Origin of the sequence: Methanocaldococcus bathoardescens (genome assembly GCF_000739065.1) — an archaeon.
Lineage (GTDB): Archaea > AGJL01 > Methanococci > Methanococcales > Methanocaldococcaceae > Methanocaldococcus > Methanocaldococcus bathoardescens.
Genome location: NZ_CP009149.1, coordinates 1,050,708 through 1,066,659, shown reverse-complemented (window position 1 = coordinate 1,066,659; position 15,952 = coordinate 1,050,708). Strand labels below are relative to the sequence as shown.

At 33.8% G+C, this 15,952-nt stretch carries 17 protein-coding genes, 2 tRNA genes and 1 pseudogene; 14 read left to right on the top strand and 6 right to left on the bottom strand.

Features of this window, described 5'->3' with window-relative positions; translation table 11 throughout:
• Window positions 1-15 precede the first annotated feature (15 nt).
• The 3 genes from JH146_RS05440 to JH146_RS05430 are packed head-to-tail and all read right to left on the bottom strand — an operon-like array spanning window position 16 to window position 1,816.
• Window positions 16-420 carry a class III signal peptide-containing protein gene (locus tag JH146_RS05440; RefSeq protein WP_048202048.1) on the bottom strand — a complete coding sequence of 135 codons (405 nt, stop codon included), beginning with the start codon at window positions 418-420 and terminating at the stop codon, window positions 16-18.
• A gap of 12 nt (window positions 421-432) precedes the next feature.
• Complete coding sequence (locus tag JH146_RS05435) at window positions 433-1,452, bottom strand: A24 family peptidase C-terminal domain-containing protein (RefSeq protein WP_048202047.1); 1,020 nt, start codon at window positions 1,450-1,452, stop codon at window positions 433-435.
• A 4-nt stretch (window positions 1,453-1,456) separates the two neighbouring features.
• Window positions 1,457-1,816: a cysteine-rich small domain-containing protein gene (locus JH146_RS05430; RefSeq protein WP_048202046.1), complete on the bottom strand. Its 360-nt coding sequence runs from the start codon at window positions 1,814-1,816 to the stop codon at window positions 1,457-1,459.
• Window positions 1,817-1,888: 72 nt separating this feature from the next.
• On the opposite strand from JH146_RS05430, the gene mptB reads away from it, so the two are divergent.
• Window positions 1,889-2,638, top strand: coding sequence for a dihydroneopterin 2',3'-cyclic phosphate phosphodiesterase (gene mptB, locus JH146_RS05425; protein WP_048202045.1), 750 nt, complete (start codon window positions 1,889-1,891; stop codon window positions 2,636-2,638).
• Window positions 2,639-2,684: 46 nt separating this feature from the next.
• Here the strand turns inward: mptB and JH146_RS05420 are convergent.
• A tRNA-Thr gene (locus JH146_RS05420) sits at window positions 2,685-2,761 on the bottom strand.
• 100 nt (window positions 2,762-2,861) lie between these two features.
• Between JH146_RS05420 and JH146_RS05415 the strand changes: the two genes are divergently transcribed.
• A tRNA-Gln gene (locus tag JH146_RS05415) sits at window positions 2,862-2,937 on the top strand.
• A gap of 50 nt (window positions 2,938-2,987) precedes the next feature.
• Window positions 2,988-3,650 (top strand): DUF166 domain-containing protein, encoded by a 663-nt coding sequence (locus JH146_RS05410; RefSeq protein ID WP_048202044.1) that lies wholly within the window; start codon window positions 2,988-2,990, stop codon window positions 3,648-3,650.
• A gap of 69 nt (window positions 3,651-3,719) precedes the next feature.
• On the opposite strand, the gene priS is transcribed toward JH146_RS05410, so the two are convergent.
• A complete protein-coding gene (gene priS, locus JH146_RS05405; RefSeq protein ID WP_048202043.1) occupies window positions 3,720-4,781 on the bottom strand; it encodes a DNA primase catalytic subunit PriS in 1,062 nt (353 codons plus the stop codon).
• Window positions 4,782-4,862: 81 nt separating this feature from the next.
• Between priS and mfnF the strand changes: the two genes are divergently transcribed.
• Entirely contained in the window at window positions 4,863-5,846 is a 984-nt protein-coding gene (gene mfnF, locus JH146_RS05400; protein ID WP_173400825.1) for a (4-{4-[2-(gamma-L-glutamylamino)ethyl]phenoxymethyl}furan-2-yl)methanamine synthase, read from the top strand.
• A gap of 10 nt (window positions 5,847-5,856) precedes the next feature.
• Here the strand turns inward: mfnF and mmp10 are convergent, their stop codons facing one another.
• On the bottom strand, window positions 5,857-7,104 hold the full coding sequence (mmp10, locus tag JH146_RS05395; RefSeq protein ID WP_048202042.1) for a methyl coenzyme M reductase-arginine methyltransferase Mmp10: 1,248 nt from the start codon (window positions 7,102-7,104) through the stop codon (window positions 5,857-5,859).
• A 258-nt stretch (window positions 7,105-7,362) separates the two neighbouring features.
• Here mmp10 and mcrB point away from each other — a divergent pair, with 258 nt between their 5' ends.
• From mcrB to mtrC (JH146_RS05345), 10 genes and pseudogenes are all read left to right on the top strand, one after another.
• Window positions 7,363-8,697, top strand: coding sequence for a coenzyme-B sulfoethylthiotransferase subunit beta (gene mcrB / locus JH146_RS05390; protein WP_048202041.1), 1,335 nt, complete (start codon window positions 7,363-7,365; stop codon window positions 8,695-8,697).
• Window positions 8,698-8,727: 30 nt separating this feature from the next.
• Window positions 8,728-9,219 (top strand): methyl-coenzyme M reductase operon protein D, encoded by a 492-nt coding sequence (gene mcrD / locus JH146_RS05385; protein WP_173400824.1) that lies wholly within the window; start codon window positions 8,728-8,730, stop codon window positions 9,217-9,219.
• Window position 9,220: 1 nt separating this feature from the next.
• Window positions 9,221-9,823: a methyl-coenzyme M reductase I operon protein C gene (gene mcrC, locus JH146_RS05380; RefSeq protein ID WP_048202040.1), complete on the top strand. Its 603-nt coding sequence runs from the start codon at window positions 9,221-9,223 to the stop codon at window positions 9,821-9,823.
• Window positions 9,824-9,832: 9 nt separating this feature from the next.
• Window positions 9,833-10,615 (top strand): coenzyme-B sulfoethylthiotransferase subunit gamma, encoded by a 783-nt coding sequence (gene mcrG, locus JH146_RS05375; protein ID WP_048202039.1) that lies wholly within the window; start codon window positions 9,833-9,835, stop codon window positions 10,613-10,615.
• Window positions 10,616-10,749: 134 nt separating this feature from the next.
• The gene (mcrA, locus tag JH146_RS05370) at window positions 10,750-12,411 is read left to right on the top strand and encodes a coenzyme-B sulfoethylthiotransferase subunit alpha (protein ID WP_048202038.1); all 1,662 of its coding nucleotides are present in this window, start codon (window positions 10,750-10,752) and stop codon (window positions 12,409-12,411) included.
• Between the two features lie 220 nt (window positions 12,412-12,631).
• Entirely contained in the window at window positions 12,632-13,534 is a 903-nt protein-coding gene (gene mtrE, locus JH146_RS05365; protein WP_048202037.1) for a tetrahydromethanopterin S-methyltransferase subunit E, read from the top strand.
• Between the two features lie 12 nt (window positions 13,535-13,546).
• Window positions 13,547-14,236, top strand: coding sequence for a tetrahydromethanopterin S-methyltransferase subunit D (mtrD, locus tag JH146_RS05360; protein ID WP_048202036.1), 690 nt, complete (start codon window positions 13,547-13,549; stop codon window positions 14,234-14,236).
• A 19-nt stretch (window positions 14,237-14,255) separates the two neighbouring features.
• Complete coding sequence (mtrC, locus tag JH146_RS05355; RefSeq protein WP_048202035.1) at window positions 14,256-15,053, top strand: tetrahydromethanopterin S-methyltransferase subunit MtrC; 798 nt, start codon at window positions 14,256-14,258, stop codon at window positions 15,051-15,053.
• A gap of 9 nt (window positions 15,054-15,062) precedes the next feature.
• Complete coding sequence (locus JH146_RS05350; RefSeq protein ID WP_048202034.1) at window positions 15,063-15,392, top strand: tetrahydromethanopterin S-methyltransferase subunit B; 330 nt, start codon at window positions 15,063-15,065, stop codon at window positions 15,390-15,392.
• Window positions 15,376-15,951 (top strand): annotated as a pseudogene (gene mtrC, locus JH146_RS05345) (tetrahydromethanopterin S-methyltransferase subunit MtrC); the annotation flags it as partial. The gene JH146_RS05350 and the pseudogene mtrC (JH146_RS05345), both read left to right, overlap by 17 nt.
• Window position 15,952: the final 1 nt, after the last annotated feature.

Genomic DNA, 15,952 nt, shown 5'->3' with positions numbered 1-15,952 from the left:
AAATAAATTACTCTGTTATGTAGTAGAAGGGTTTATTGTTATATTATATTCACTTTGATTTATTTTTGTGGTATTGTAGATATAGCTTATAATAAAATCCTTTATTTCTGGCGTGACGTAAGATGTGTTTCTAGGTGAAATGTAAATGTATATATTTTTTTTATCTTCTGACCACGAAATTCCTCCATAGATTAGAGTTGTATTTGGAGAGATTCCATTATATCCTGAATTCGCCAATATTACTGCAGTTTTTGCTGCATTTTCAACATCATTTATAACCCTATCATCCTTTGAGAAATTCTGTGAGAGAAAGTGACTAACTGTTACAAGAGATGCTAACAGTATAGCAAAGAATAAAAATGAAAATTCAAGAGATATTTGAGCTTTTTTTAAACTTGTTATTTTAGTTTTATTTTTCATGATACTCACACTTTAGATTATAGATGAGAACATTAACATTAGAGTAATTAAATAACCAACAACGACAAATGGAACAAATGGATAGGTCTTTATAATATTTAATTTATCTGGAATTTTTCCTTCCATGTAGAGTTTTTTTATTTTTTGGATGTCTTCATTGGACAGCCCTTCTCCATCAGTTAATATTATTTCTTTTCCATCTTTTTTAATTTCATGTTCTAATAGGAGTTTTATTCTTTTTATAATATTTAAGTTTTTTACTTCAACACCATCTTTGTCTATAATTATTACGTCTCTTAAAATATCTCCTTCTTTTAACTCTTTAACATGTTTTTTATCGGAAATTTCTACACCTGTGAGGGCATAAATAACTATAGATATTAGTATTATTTCGCAGAGGTATATTATGGACGTTATTAGTACGTTGTATTTAATAAAATAGGATTTATCAACAATATAGAGAAATAACAAATAAACAGGGAATAAATAACCTAATTTTTTTGTATATTCTTTATATTTTGGAATTTTTCTTGAAATAAATATGGAGAGGATGATATAAGCCCATATAATTATTGAAGCGTATGGAATTTTATAAATATGTATAAAATAGTATAATACACCAAGAATCATAGTCAAATAACAAGCTGAGGGTAAAATGTCTTTCCAATATCTTATTAAAATTTTAAACATTGGAAAAACTGCAGCAATAAGCATGCTGATTGCTATTAAGTAGAGAATATATTTTGGAATATAAAATACAAAAGAATCAGGATATGCAAAAATAGGGGCTAAGGCTGTAAATAGCTTAACATCTCCTCCTCCCATTCCAACACTTAATATTAAACATAATATTAACGTAGAGAAAAACGCAATAATTACATCAAGTCCAAAATAGTAATAACCAACAGTTAAGTTCATTATAATCATGGCAATTGTGTATTTGTGTGGGATAATTCTCTCCTTAATATCTGTTATTGATGCCAAAATAAGTAAAATAAAGTTAACAATATAAACTATATTTAACAAATCCACAATTTCACCTATTCGGATATTTAGATTTAACTTTCTCTTTTATTTTTAACATTAACTCATGATTATCTAAGAGTTTTAGAGCTTCATCTATGCTTTTATCTTTAGTTAAATTTAAAATTTCTCTTAGTATTTCAGTTGCAACATCTTCCCTATGAATCCAAAAACACTTCATACAACTCCAAATTTTTGTTCCATCTTTTCTTTCAATGTATTCTCCCAACTCTTCATCTTCACATGGGTAGAAAGGGCAGTAACACCACAAACAAATTTGCCCATCAAAGTGGCAGGGATAATATTCACAATTTCTGTTAGCTCCACAAACTTCCAAAACCTTCTTTAGATGGTTTTTAGCCAATTCTATCATTATACAACACCTTTAAATAGATTAAATATTATCTCTACTTTTAGATGTATTTAAAATTTAGGAGGGATTTTAATGGAAAGGTTAATAAAACTTGCAGAGCAAATAAAGGATGAAGAGTTAAGAAAAAAGGTTATTGAATTTTTAAAAAATCCTAAAGCAACACACCCGGGTATTGTGGATACAGGAATTAGTGTTGAAGAATCTCCTGCGAGCATAAATTGGCATCATAGATATGAGGGTGGTTTGATAGAACACACATTATCGGTAACAAAGATGGCTTTAAAGATGGCAGATATTTTGGAAGAAGTTTATGGTGTTGAGGTTAATAGAGATTATATAATCGCTGGAGCTCTATTACATGATATAATGAAGCCATACAATTATATAAGAAAGGAAGATGGTACTTTTGACCACTATGATATGTTTAATTTAGACCATCTAACATTAGCTGTTGCTGAGCTCTACAAAAGAGATTTTCCAATTGAAGTTATTAAAATAGTAGCCTCTCACCATGGAGACCATTCTCCAACAAGACCGGGATCTATAGAGGCTTATATAGTACATTATGCTGATGAGGCAGATTCAAAGATTAACGATGTAGCTGTGAGAGTTTGTCAGGCAAGAAGTAGAGATTTGGGAGTTTCTGAGCAAGAAATATATAAAGCGGTTAATCCTTTGAAGGTTTATGAAGTTAGAAGTAGAGAAGGAAAAATGAAAACTATAGAATTTTTAAAAGATATCTTGAAATCTATTGGAATAATTTCTGAAGATGAGAAAAAAGAGGAAAATAATGAAAGTTTAGAGAATAAGGAATCTAATTAGATTTATATATTTAATTTTATTGATATAATATTCCAAAAATAAAAAATGGAGCCTCGGGCGGGGTTTGAACCCGCGACCTCCTGCTTACCAAGCAGGCGCTCCGCCAGGCTGAGCTACCGAGGCACCTTAGCATAGTTAAATTACTATCACTTATATATAAACATTACGCCGAAAAGTATATATACCCCTTCTTAGTATTTATTAAATTGCTTACGTCTGGTGTAGCCCGGTGGTGTAGTGGCCTATCATCCGGGGCTTTGGACCCCGGGACCGCGGTTCGAATCCGCGCCGGGCTACCATTTTTATTTTTAGCATAATATATTTATTAATTTAAATATATGGTGAAAGTGTGAAGGTTGCTATTTTAACCGATGGAACTTATGGAGAAAGGGCTTATAAAACAATTAAATCAAAATTTCCATATGATTTTATAACTGTTAAATATTATGGAGATTTTGATGAAATAACAATAAGTGAAGATACAATTGAAAAATTAAAAAATTATGATTTATTTATAACTTACACTCTAAATCCTGACCTAACCTATGAACTTGTTAGAAAGATAAAAGAGCTCAACAATAAAGCTTTTGTTCTTGTTGGAGCTTGGAAAGGAGAAGGATTTAAAAAACAGGTAGAGAGTTTTGGAAATGCTTTCTGTCCATATTTAATGTGTGATATCGACAAAGATGAACTAAAAGATTATTTAGATAATTATCCTCAATTAAAAGAATTTCTAAAATATTTTGGAAGACCAAAAGTAAAATTATACATTAAAAATAATAAAATTGAAAAAATTGATGTTTTAAGAGAGGCTCCATGTGGTTCAACTTCTGAAACACTAAAAGAATTTATTGGAAGAGAGTTTAATGACAAAACTTTAATAGATATTGGTTTGAGAGTTCAACACTTTTGTAGGGCTGGAAAAATAAGGCTTTTTGTAGAGAAAGAGGGAAAGAAAACAAAAGCTGGAAAGATTTTAGTTAAAGGCATTGAAGTAATTCAAATTCCATAGGGGCTACGCCCTATTGGTATACCCTAATTTTTGATTAACTTTTTCTTAAAGTTTTATACCATTAGTGCGTTAAATCCTATAGGATTCAAGTAATTCAAATTTAATATTATGCCCAAATAAATATAGCAAAGCAGAGCCGGTAATTTTTTTACTTTTATTGTTGTATTTTTTTCCACATATTTCAATTTCGAATTTTCTATCATCAAATATATTAATCTCATACAATTTATTTTCAAAATTTTTAAATACGGCATCTTTTAATGGATTGAATTTTTTTAACTTATCTAAGCTATTCAATGGCTTAACAATAAAGCCAGTATAGCCATGTAGAGAATTTATAACCCTCAAAAGCCTTATATCATCATCCATAACTTTTTCATCCAATTCAAGTTTATTTTTAGTTTCTTCGATAATATTGTAAATTTTATTTTTGCTCTTTAAATTATCAATAACTTTTTTCCAATTTTTTTCTTTTTCAAGTTTTTTTGTTGATATCCTTTTATCTCTTTCTTTAATTACTTTTATCAATCTTCTTCTCCAACCGCTACCAACTGAATTTAGATTTAAATTTTCTCCTAATATATAGTCTATTAAAAATCTCCTATCCTCTTTTGAGTAGTTTTCAATAATGTCTCTAATTTTTTCATCTTTTGGTTTTATATAGATGTGATATCCCCTATTTCCACTAAACACAATCTTTAAATCTTCTTCATTTAAACCAAAATCAGGAATTAAAAATTCTTCAATTAAGTAAATAGCTTGATTTTTTGCTTCTTCTAAACAATATTTACAAATCCAATCTTCATCGTGCTTACATCTTTTTGTTTTATGTACATCTATGTCAAACGCTAATTCTCTCTTAAATATACCTTTTTTAGCCGCTCCGCCTGATTTGTTTGGATATAGCATATAAGCTAAGGATTTGTAAAAGTGCAGGGGAGCGTTTTTTAATACCCAATCTTTATATTCTCTTTCATTTTTAAAAGATAGGTTTCTATTATCAACTTTTTTTAAATAACCGTATCCAAATTCTCTATATTCAATACCTTCAGGAATTTCAAGGATATTGTTTTTTATTGCAAAGCTATAGTATTCCCTATACAACTTTTGAATCTCAGCAAAAGTATTCATATACCTATCCCTCAACTTTTAGTATTAGCTTAGAAATTAGAATAACCATTTTGAGTTAATAAATTTTTCATGGTGAAAATTATGATTTTGGGAATAGATATTGGCGGAGCTAATACAAAAATCACAGAGATTGAAGGGGATAATTACAAAATTCATCACATCTATTTCCCTATGTGGAAGAAAAAAGATGAACTGGTGAATTTATTAAAAAACTATAATAATAATGTTGATTATGTTGCCTTAGTTATGACTGCTGAATTAGCTGACTGCTACAAAACAAAAAAAGAAGGCGTTGAAGATATAATAAATAAAGTTGAAAGTTCCTTTGACTGTCCAATTTATGTGTTTGATGTTAATGGAAATTTTTTGACATCAGAAGAAGCTAAGAAAAACTATTTAGATGTTTCAGCATCAAATTGGATGGCTACTGCCAAATTAGTTTCAGAATTTATAAATGAAAGTTGTATTTTAGTTGATATGGGTTCTACAACCACAGATATAATTCCAATAAAAAATAAGAATGTTTTAGCTGAAAAAACAGATTTGGATAGGATGATGAATAACCAGCTTGTTTATGTAGGAACTTTAAGAACTCCAGTTAGTTTTTTAGCTAACAAAATAGATTTTAGAGGAAAATTGACTAATTTATCTTCAGAATACTTTGCTATTACAGCTGATATTTCTTTAATTTTAAATAAAATTACAGAAGAAGATTATACCTGCGACACTCCAGATGGAGCTGGAAAAGATTTTGAAAGCTGCTTAACAAGATTGGCGAGAGTTTTATGTGCTGATAGAGAAATGGTTAGTGATAGTGAACTAATAGATTTTGCCAATAAACTTTATAATAATCTCTTAAACTTAATTAGGGAGAATGTTGATGCTATCTCAAAAAGATTTAATTTAAATGATATTGTTATAACTGGTTTAGGTGAAGAAATATTGAAAGATGCCTTAGAAGGATATAACATAATATCAATAAAAGAAACCTATGGTAAAGATGTTTCCTTAGCAACTCCAAGTTTTGCTGTAGCTAAATTATTGCAAAAACAATTAAATAAGTAAAATAATATTTTTATTGTTTTTTTATTCCAAAGAAATTAATCATGCCAATTAATTCCTCAAATGCTTCAATCTCAAATTTTAATGCTTCTTCTTTGCTATATATTCCACTAACTTCCCCATCTAATGTTAATTGCTCTACTCCCCTAACAACTATTCTATCTATCCCATCCCTACTTAAAATATTTTCAGCAACTTTATCATGCACAAACGCCTTTGGAGGAATAAAAACTGTTTCTTTAACATCTTTTAAATTTAATTTTTCTAAATCTTTAGCTGTTATTAAGTCGGCAATATCTTTATTAACCTTAACAACATTTACATATGTTTCATCAAAAATCTTTTTTAAGAATGGATATGCAACATTTCCAGTTATTATTGTTGCTTCCCCATTTATTTTATTTTTTAACTTCTCTAAGATGTTTCTATTTTCCTCTTTAGCTAATGCAAATGGGGTTCCAGCAACTGGGTCGTGAAGGGGAGTTCCAGTAACTCTAATATAATCCCCAAACTCATTATGGACTTCATCAACTATATTTTTAAATTCTTCAACTGAATGAGTTTTTATTCCTTCAATTAATGGAGAATTTCCTAAAATAAGACCCTGCTCTTCACTATTTGCAAATCTCATTAATATAACTGCCTTAGCTCCCCAATCAACTAAATCAGAAACTGTTTTCTTTAATTCTTCACCATCATTAACTCCTGGAATAACAATTATTGCACAATGAACCTCACAATGCTCACAAAAATATTTTAAACATTTTAAGGCAGTTTCAGCGTTTTTATCATTCATCCATTCTTTCCTAAGCTTGGGATTTGTTGAAAAAACCGAAAATGTGACTTCATCAACACCATAATCAACTAAATTTTTTGCTATCTCTACATTATCAAAACCCTTTCCTGAGGTATAGCCAAGATGAATCTTTAATCCCATATTGCTTATAAATTTGCAGAGCTCTTCTAATTGAGGATAACAGCTAACATCTCCTCCTCCAGTAATGTTGACTTTATTGTATCTTTTAAATAGTAGATTGCTCTGCACTTCCATTAATGCAAACGGTAATGGAATGAAATCACCATTTATTTCTCTAACTGAGTATGTGCAGTAATCACAACCAACTGTAAATTGGCAATATCTACATCCAAATGGCTGTGGATTGTTTTTATTGACTTTTCTAAAATAACAGAACTTACAAAATCCATTACAATTAATTCCCGGCTCTCCTTTCAAATCTATTAATAAATTAGCTTCTTTCATAATTCCACACTATAGTGATTATTTTTAATAAAAAATTTCAGATAGAAAATTTTATAATAAGTTTTTCACCAAAAAATTATTGAATTTTTATATTATCCTATTTTATATTATCCTATAATTTTATCCTATAATTTTAAACTTTGTCTGTAAATTCCAAATCTATCTACTATATAAACCTTACGATTTTATTCAAATGAAAAATTGGATATATATAAAATGTAATAACTAATAACGAACCAATATGTGGGAGTGATTCCTATGGTAAAGTATAAAGACACAATAAACTTGTATGACGAGAAAGGTAACTTAGTAGAAGAAAACGTTCCATTAGAAGCTATTAGCCCATTGCACAACCCAACAATTCAGAAGTTAGTTAAAGACGTTAAGAGGACAGTAGCAGTTAACTTAGCAGGTATAGAAAACGCTTTAAGAACTGGGCAAGTTGGTGGAAAAGGTTGTATGATTAAAGGAAGAGAGTTAGATTTACCAATTGTTGAAAACGCTGAAACAATCGCTGAATATGTTGAAAAAGTTGTTAGAGTTTCAGAAGATGACGATACATCAGTCAAATTAATCAACGATGGAAAACAGATGGCTGTTCAAATTCCAACAAGAAGATTAGATGTTGCTGCAGAGTATTCAGTTTCTGTTTTAGTCACAGGTCAGGCATTAAAAGAAGCTATCATCAGAACATTTGATGTTGATATGTTCGATGCTCCAATGGTTCACGCAGCTGTTTTAGGTGGATACCCACACGAAGTTACAATGAAAGGTTCAAACATCGCCGCTTTATTAGGTAGCCCATTATCATTAGAATGTCCGGGTTATGCATTAAGAAACATTATGGCAAACCACTTCGCTGCATGTACAAAGAAAAATGTTATGAACGCTGTTGCATTCGCTTCAATTATGGAACAAACAGCAATGTTTGAAATGGGAGATGCAGTCGGATTATTCGAAAGATTACACTTATTAGGTTTAGCTTACCAAGGATTAAACGCAGACAACTTAGTAATTGACTTAGTAAAAGCAAACGGTAAGAATGGAACTGTTGGTACAGTAGTAGCTTCAGTTGTTGAGAGAGCTTTAGAAGATGGAGTTATTAAAGAAGACAAGAAATTACCATCAGGATTCACAATGTATAAACCAGTTGATGTTGCTAAGTGGAACGCTTACGCAGCTGCTGGTTTAATTGCTGCAGTTATTGTTAACGTTGGAGCTGCAAGAGCAGCACAAAACGTTGCATCAACAGTTCTCTACTACAACGATATCTTAGAATACGAAACTGGATTACCAGGAGTTGACTTCGGTAGATGTGAAGGTACAGCAGTTGGATTCTCATTCTTTAGTCACTCAATCTACGGAGGAGGAGGGCCAGGTATCTTCAACGGAAACCACATCGTTACAAGACACTCAAAAGGATTTGCTATCCCATGTGCTGTAGCTGCAATGTGTTTAGATGCTGGAACCCAGATGTTCTCAGTTGAAAGAACATCAGCATTAGTAGGAACTGTCTTCAGTGCAATTGATGAATTCAGAGAACCATTGAAATATGTCATAAAAGGAGCATTAGAAGTTAAAGATAAAATCTAAATTTTATAAGTAAAATTTTAAGTGATTGTAATGATTGAAGTTGAAATCTTCCCACATAGGTATTTAAAAGCTTCTACTACTGAAAAATTTCTTAACAAAATATATGACTTAAAGACCGTGGAGAGGGTAGTAATCCACGGTCAGTCCCTCCCTAAAGTTATCACTTATGGACCAGCAAGAGGTTTGCCAGTGAATCACACAGAGAGAAAGATAATAAACGTTAAAGGGGTCCCAGTAGAGCTTACAGTGATGGTAGGGAGATTTTGGATAACTCTCAGTGATGACAGTGAGTTGGATAAGTTAGATGCTATATGCAAAGAAATGTTTCCATTTGGATATAATTTGAGAGTTGGCAAATTCTTGAAAGATAGGCCAACAGTTACTGATTACATTAAATATGGTGAAGATGGAGTCTTCCTAATAAATGAGATGGATAGAAGATTGATAGGAATGGTTGACTCAAGAAGTAGAATGGCTAACTCTGTTACAGTTGTAGAAAAAGAAGAAGAAAAAGAGGAATAATATGCCAGTAGGAAGAAGAGAGCAAATTGTGGATTGTAGATCAGTGATGGGTTTAGGAGAGGGGGGAGGATTAGCGCAGAGAGGGACATTTGCAGAGGCGTTAAAAAATGATGTAGTAGTTGTAGCGATGTCACCAGGGAGGAGGCATATAACAAAACCTGTATGTGAGATAACTTATGGAATAAGAGAGGCAGGGATTCAAACAAGTGTTCTTGTATTAAATGCTGGTTCAGGAATTCCACACGATGCTCCAAGAGGAGCTTTAGGCTCTACCTTTGGTATTAAACCAGAAGAAGCAGAGCAAATAAATAGACACAAGCTCTGTGTTGTCCATTTCGGAAACGTTATTAGTCATGTCGTCTATAAAGCTGGTCTTCTCTTAAAATATGTAAAAATTCCAACAATTATTGTCTGTCAAGCTCCTGTAGATATGGAAGATCTTGCTAAATATGGAATAAAGACAAGAGATGTTATGCCTTTGGAACCTAAAACTGAAGGGACAGTTGTTGATATTGTAACTGGGGTGATTAGAGGAGAATCTTGTCCTCAAAGTAAGATTGATGAGATAATAAGAAAAATAAAACTTCATTTAAACTTAAATTGAGGTGATTGTATGGCATACAAGCCACAGTTCTACCCAGGTCAAACAAAAATTGCTCAAAATAGAAGAGACCACATGAACCCAGATGTTCAGTTAGAAAAGTTAAGAGATATTCCAGATGATGATGTTGTTAAAATAATGGGTCACAGACAGCCAGGAGAAGATTACAAAACAGTTCACCCACCATTAGAAGAGATGGACTTGCCAGAGGACTATGTAAGAGATTTAGTTGAGCCAATCAACGGAGCTAAAGAAGGACACAGAATTAGATACATCCAGTTCGCAGATTCAATGTACTTCGCTCCAGCTCAACCATACGACAGAGCAAGAACATACATGTGGAGATTTAGAGGAGTAGATACCGGTACATTATCAGGAAGACAAGTTATTGAAATGAGGGAAAGTGACTTAGAAGCGTTATCAAAGAACTTCTTAATTGATACAGCATTCTTCGACCCAGCAAGAATTGGTATCAGAGGAGCTACAGTTCACGGGCACTCATTAAGATTAGATGAAAACGGTTTAATGTTCGATGCTCTCCAGAGATACGTCTATGATGAGAAAACAGGACACGTTGTCTATGTTAAAGACCAGGTTGGAAGACCATTAGATGAACCAGTAGATGTTGGAGAACCATTACCAGAAGAGAAATTAAAAGAAATTACAACAATCTACAGAATTGATGGAGTTCCAATGAGAGACGATGAAGAATTATTGACAGTCGTTAAGAGAATCCACAGAGCAAGAACCTTGGGAGGATTCTTACCAGTTGAAGATGTCTTCGAGAAACTCTAAGCTTTGGGGCTATGCCTATTTAACTATTAAACTTTCTTTCCTAATTAAAAACCAAAAAACTTAAAATCTTAAGAAAATCTTAAATAAAACCAAAAATAAAATAAAAATAAAACGTCCTCACAGAGGTGAGCCCGATGGATGCTGAAAAAAGATTGTTCTTAAAAGCATTAAAGGAGAAGTTCGAAGAAGACCCAAAAGAAAAATACACTAAGTTCTACATCTTCGGTGGATGGAAACAGTCAGCAAGAAAGAGAGAATTCGTTGAGGCAGCACAAAAATTAATTGAAAAGAGAGGAGGAATTCCATTCTACAACCCGGATATTGGGGTTCCATTAGGTCAGAGAAAATTAATGCCTTACAAAGTTTCAAATACAGATGCAATTGTTGAAGGAGACGATTTACACTTCATGAACAACGCTGCAATGCAGCAATTCTGGGACGATATAAGAAGAACAGTTATTGTAGGGATGGATACAGCTCACGCTGTATTAGAGAAAAGGTTAGGGGTAGAGGTTACACCAGAAACAATTAACGAATACATGGAGACAATCAACCACGCTTTACCAGGAGGGGCTGTTGTCCAAGAGCACATGGTTGAGGTTCATCCTGGTTTAGTTTGGGACTGTTATGCTAAGATATTCACTGGAGATGACGAATTGGCAGATGAAATCGACAAGAGATTCTTAATTGACATCAACAAGTTATTCCCAGAAGAGCAAGCAGAGCAAATCAAGAAAGCAATTGGTAAGAGAACATACCAAGTTTCAAGAGTTCCAACATTAGTTGGTAGAGTTTGTGATGGAGGTACAATCGCAAGATGGAGTGCAATGCAGATTGGAATGTCATTCATTACAGCATACAAGCTCTGTGCTGGGGAAGCTGCTATCGCTGACTTCTCATACGCAGCTAAGCACGCAGATGTCATTCAAATGGCTTCATTCTTACCAGCAAGAAGAGCAAGAGGGCCAAATGAACCAGGAGGAATGTTCTTCGGTATCTTAGCTGACGTTGTTCAAACAACAAGAGTTTCAGACGACCCTGTTGAGCAGTCATTAGAAGTTGTTGCTGCTGGGGCAATGTTATATGACCAAATCTGGTTAGGAAGTTACATGTCTGGAGGGGTTGGATTTACACAGTACGCTACTGCAGCATATACAGATGATATCTTAGATGACTTCTCATACTACGGATACGACTATGTAACCAAGAAATATGGTGGATGCAACAGTGTAAAGGCTACAATGGATGTTGTTGAAGACATTGCAACAGAAGTTACCTTATACGCATTAGAGCAATACGACAGCTTCCCAGCATTATTAGAAGACCACTTCGGAGGTTCACAAAGAGCTGCAGTTACAGCTGCTGCATCAGGTATTTCAGTAGCATTAGCTACTGGAAACTCAAACGCTGGAGTTAACGGATGGTACTTAAGCCAGATATTGCATAAAGAGTACCACAGTAGATTAGGATTCTACGGATACGACTTGCAAGACCAGTGTGGAGCTGCTAACTCATTGTCATTCAGAAACGACGAAGGTTCACCATTAGAGTTAAGAGGTCCAAACTATCCAAACTATGCAATGAACGTCGGTCACCAAGGAGAGTATGCTGGAATTACACAAGCAGCACACTCAGCAAGAGGAGATGCATTCGCATTGAACCCATTAATTAAAGTTGCATTTGCAGACCCATCATTGATATTCGACTTCAGATATCCAAGAAAAGAGTTCGCAAGAGGTGCTTTAAGAGAGTTCGAACCTGCTGGAGAGAGAGACCCAATCATTCCAGCTCACTAAATCTAAATTTTTTATTTTTTTATTATGTTGGCATTGTTAAGAGTATTAAAACATAAAATTCAAAAAATTAAGATTTGATTAGTTTTTAGATATTTAGAATGTTTTTCATAACTAAAAGAAAGTTAAATAAAAATTAAGTGAATTTTAACAGAACTAAATAGAAAACCTTATATATTAACCTCCATAAAAACTAACTTTTATGTAAAATGAGGTGATAGGAATGGATGCAACACTAATTGCCCTCGGGGCTCTTGCCTTAAGTGGAGCATTAGCGACAGTTGCTGGTTGTGCAGAAGATGTAGAGTCTGATGTTGGTTCTCAGTCAAACCCAAACTCACAGGTTCAGTTAGCTCCACAAATGGGGAATATACATAGATACTTTAACAAGGCTATATCAGGGGAGCCAGTTTCTTATGGTTTGTATGTTGCAGTTGCAGGGACAGTTGCTTATGCCATTATGCAAATGGGAGTAGCTCCAATTTTAGCGTTGATTCTTGGTGCAGGGGTTGCTGCTTTTGTTCATGGAGCTTATGCAATTTCAGCATACTTGGGTAGAATTGTAGGGCAGTCAAAGAACTTTGGACAGCCTGTTTATTGGGATATTGTAATGAGCCACATAGGCCCAATTGTTGGACATGGTTTTATTGCTGTATTTTGTATGGTTTTAATGGCTTACTTAGCTAATGCTGTATTAGGGAATCCATTCCCGTTACCATTGATTGCATTGATATTTGGGATTACTGTTGGGGCAATTGGTTCATCAACTGGAGACGTTCACTATGGTGCTGAAAGAGAGTATCAGAAATATCCATTTGGAGGAGGAGTACCTGTTGCTAACCATGGAGATATTGATGTTAAAGCAGAATACGGTTTAAGAAATGGAATGGATTCATCATATTTCTGTGTTAGAGTAGGAGGAGTTTTAACCGGTTTATGCTTTGGTTTGATTGTTTTCTTAGACGGATGGAGAGGAGTAATTGGGGATGTATTACAAGGAGGAAATGTTATTTCAGCATCAATTATCTCAATAGTCGTTGGTTTAATAATTGTAGCTTTATTAGCTATAGCAAATAGAAAGGTTGAGGTCTTTGCAAGAAACAAATACGGTCCATATACAAAGTAAGGGTGATATTTTATGGATGCAAGTTTGTTAATTTCATTAGCTGAAATAACTATCGCAGGGGCAATAATTAATGCAAGTGTTCACTTTGTTCCTGTCGGAGGAGCTCCAGCAGCAATGGCAACATCTACTGGGGTTGGGACAGGTACAACCCAGTTGGCAGCAGGGGCAGGTTTTACAGGATTAATGGCAGCAGCTGTAATGGCCTCAAAAGTTGGAATTGATGGTTTAGGATTTTTGTTAATCTTATTATCAGGAGCTGTTGGTTCAATGATTATGCTTGGAGTAACAATGTTGATTGGACAGTTAATCTATGTATTTGGAGTTGGAGTTGTTCCTGCTGCAGATAAGTGTGAAATCGACCCTATAACAAAAGACCCACAAAAACCTTATGTTACACCGGGGACTACAGGACATGGAGTTCCAACAGTTTGTTTTGTTAGTGGTTTAATAGGGGCTGCTTTAGGAGGTCTCGGAGGGGCTTTAGCTTACATTGCATTGATAAACCTTGGATTCACCCCAGCAGTTGCTGGAATGTTAGCAGTAGGGTTCTTCTTTATAAATGCAGTTCTTGCTTCATACAACATTGGAGGTACTATTGAAGGTTTCCACGACCCAAAATTCAAGAAAATGCCAAATGGGGTTATTGCTTCATTAGTGGCTTCATTAGTTTGTGGAATAGTTGCAGTAGCAATGGCATTATAAAAAAATTTTTGGTGATAGTATGGCACACGGTGGAGGAGGTCATGCAGCTGAACTTTATCCTGAAAGCCAAATATTTGCAGCTGGTGTAGTTTTATCATTGATAGGTATTTATGCGGCACACTTCTTGTCAGATTACGGTTTGTCAATGTTAATTGGTGGATTGTTGGTTTCATCAGCGTGTGTTGCAGGAGCTAATACTGTTAGAAAAGTTGCTGCTTACGGTCTTGGGACTGGGGTTCCGTCAATTGGTATGGTTAGTTTAGGTATGGGAACATTAGCTGCAGTAGCAGGAGTTTTAATTCCAAAAGCTTTAGGAATTACCTATTTAATAGCCCCTATATTGACATTAATTATTGCATTGGTGGTTGGAGTTATAGTTGGTAACTTAACAGTTAAACCAGTAGGAATGAAAATTCCAATTATGGTTAGAAGTATGACTTTCTTGTCAGTTGCAGGGGCTTTAGCTTTGTTAGGATTTACAACAGCTTATGTTGGAAGTTTAGAACCAGCTGCATTTGTTGATGGAGCTTTAAACTCAGGAGTTATGGCTTTGGCATTTATAGTAGCAGGTATGTCTATATTGCACCCATTCAACGCATGTTTAGGGCCAAATGAAAGCCACAAAAGAACATTAACATTAGCAATTGCTTGTGGTTTAATAAGCTGGTTTGTCTTCTCAGTAGTTAAATTAGATGTTATATCAATGGTTGTTTCAATAATATTGTGGGCAATTGTATATGTGAAATTTGTTAAGATGTCATTTAAAGATGCATGTGCAGTTTTATACACTCCAGAAATTCCTAAGAAGGAGGAGTAAGGTGGAAAGATGGAAATTGTTAAGGTATGTCCTGAACTTGACATTGTTATGGAAGTTAATTCTGGTTTAGTAGCGGAGATGAGAAAAGATATCCTTGTAGTTGATTTAATTCATGTAGAAGAAAGAGTTCAGAAGTTGGAAAAATTGGTTACTGCATTAGAGAATTCATTAGACCCAAGATACTCACCATTAGTTTCATATCCAAATAGAGATGGAGTTTATGCAATATCTGGTTATTTCAAAGGAATATTCTTTGGATTTTGGATAACATTAGCAATAATGACACTTGCAATATTTACAATAATTAAATTATTCCCAGGCGTCAATTGGTATGGTTAGTTTAGGTATGGGAACATTAGCTGCAGTAGCAGGAGTTTTAATTCCAAAAGCTTTAGGAATTACCTATTTAATAGCCCCTATATTGACATTAATTATTGCATTGGTGGTTGGAGTTATAGTTGGTAACTTAACAGTTAAACCAGTAGGAATGAAAATTCCAATTATGGTTAGAAGTATGACTTTCTTGTCAGTTGCAGGGGCTTTAGCTTTGTTAGGATTTACAACAGCTTATGTTGGAAGTTTAGAACCAGCTGCATTTGTTGATGGAGCTTTAAACTCAGGAGTTATGGCTTTGGCATTTATAGTAGCAGGTATGTCTATATTGCACCCATTCAACGCATGTTTAGGGCCAAATGAAAGCCACAAAAGAACATTAACATTAGCAATTGCTTGTGGTTTAATAAGCTGGTTTGTCTTCTCAGTAGTTAAATTAGATGTTATATCAATGGTTGTTTCAATAATATTGTGGGCAATTGTATATGTGAAATTTGTTAAGATGTCATTTAAAGATGCATGTGCAGTTTTATACACTCCAGAAATTCCTAAGAAGGAGGAGTAAG

What these genes read in the sequence shown, in the direction of transcription:
- JH146_RS05440 (WP_048202048.1), bottom strand. Translation starts at nt 420, where the DNA reads ATGAAAAATAAAACTAAAATAACAAGTTTAAAAAAAGCTCAAATATCT.
- JH146_RS05430 (WP_048202046.1), bottom strand. Translation starts at nt 1,816, where the DNA reads ATGATAGAATTGGCTAAAAACCATCTAAAGAAGGTTTTGGAAGTTTGT.
- mptB (WP_048202045.1), top strand. Translation starts at nt 1,889, where the DNA reads ATGGAAAGGTTAATAAAACTTGCAGAGCAAATAAAGGATGAAGAGTTA.
- priS (WP_048202043.1), bottom strand. Translation starts at nt 4,781, where the DNA reads ATGAATACTTTTGCTGAGATTCAAAAGTTGTATAGGGAATACTATAGC.
- mfnF (WP_173400825.1), top strand. Translation starts at nt 4,863, where the DNA reads ATGATTTTGGGAATAGATATTGGCGGAGCTAATACAAAAATCACAGAG.
- mmp10 (WP_048202042.1), bottom strand. Translation starts at nt 7,104, where the DNA reads ATGAAAGAAGCTAATTTATTAATAGATTTGAAAGGAGAGCCGGGAATT.
- mcrB (WP_048202041.1), top strand. Translation starts at nt 7,363, where the DNA reads ATGGTAAAGTATAAAGACACAATAAACTTGTATGACGAGAAAGGTAAC.
- mcrD (WP_173400824.1), top strand. Translation starts at nt 8,728, where the DNA reads ATGATTGAAGTTGAAATCTTCCCACATAGGTATTTAAAAGCTTCTACT.
- mcrC (WP_048202040.1), top strand. Translation starts at nt 9,221, where the DNA reads ATGCCAGTAGGAAGAAGAGAGCAAATTGTGGATTGTAGATCAGTGATG.
- mcrG (WP_048202039.1), top strand. Translation starts at nt 9,833, where the DNA reads ATGGCATACAAGCCACAGTTCTACCCAGGTCAAACAAAAATTGCTCAA.
- mcrA (WP_048202038.1), top strand. Translation starts at nt 10,750, where the DNA reads ATGGATGCTGAAAAAAGATTGTTCTTAAAAGCATTAAAGGAGAAGTTC.
- mtrE (WP_048202037.1), top strand. Translation starts at nt 12,632, where the DNA reads ATGGATGCAACACTAATTGCCCTCGGGGCTCTTGCCTTAAGTGGAGCA.
- mtrD (WP_048202036.1), top strand. Translation starts at nt 13,547, where the DNA reads ATGGATGCAAGTTTGTTAATTTCATTAGCTGAAATAACTATCGCAGGG.
- mtrC (WP_048202035.1), top strand. Translation starts at nt 14,256, where the DNA reads ATGGCACACGGTGGAGGAGGTCATGCAGCTGAACTTTATCCTGAAAGC.
- JH146_RS05350 (WP_048202034.1), top strand. Translation starts at nt 15,063, where the DNA reads ATGGAAATTGTTAAGGTATGTCCTGAACTTGACATTGTTATGGAAGTT.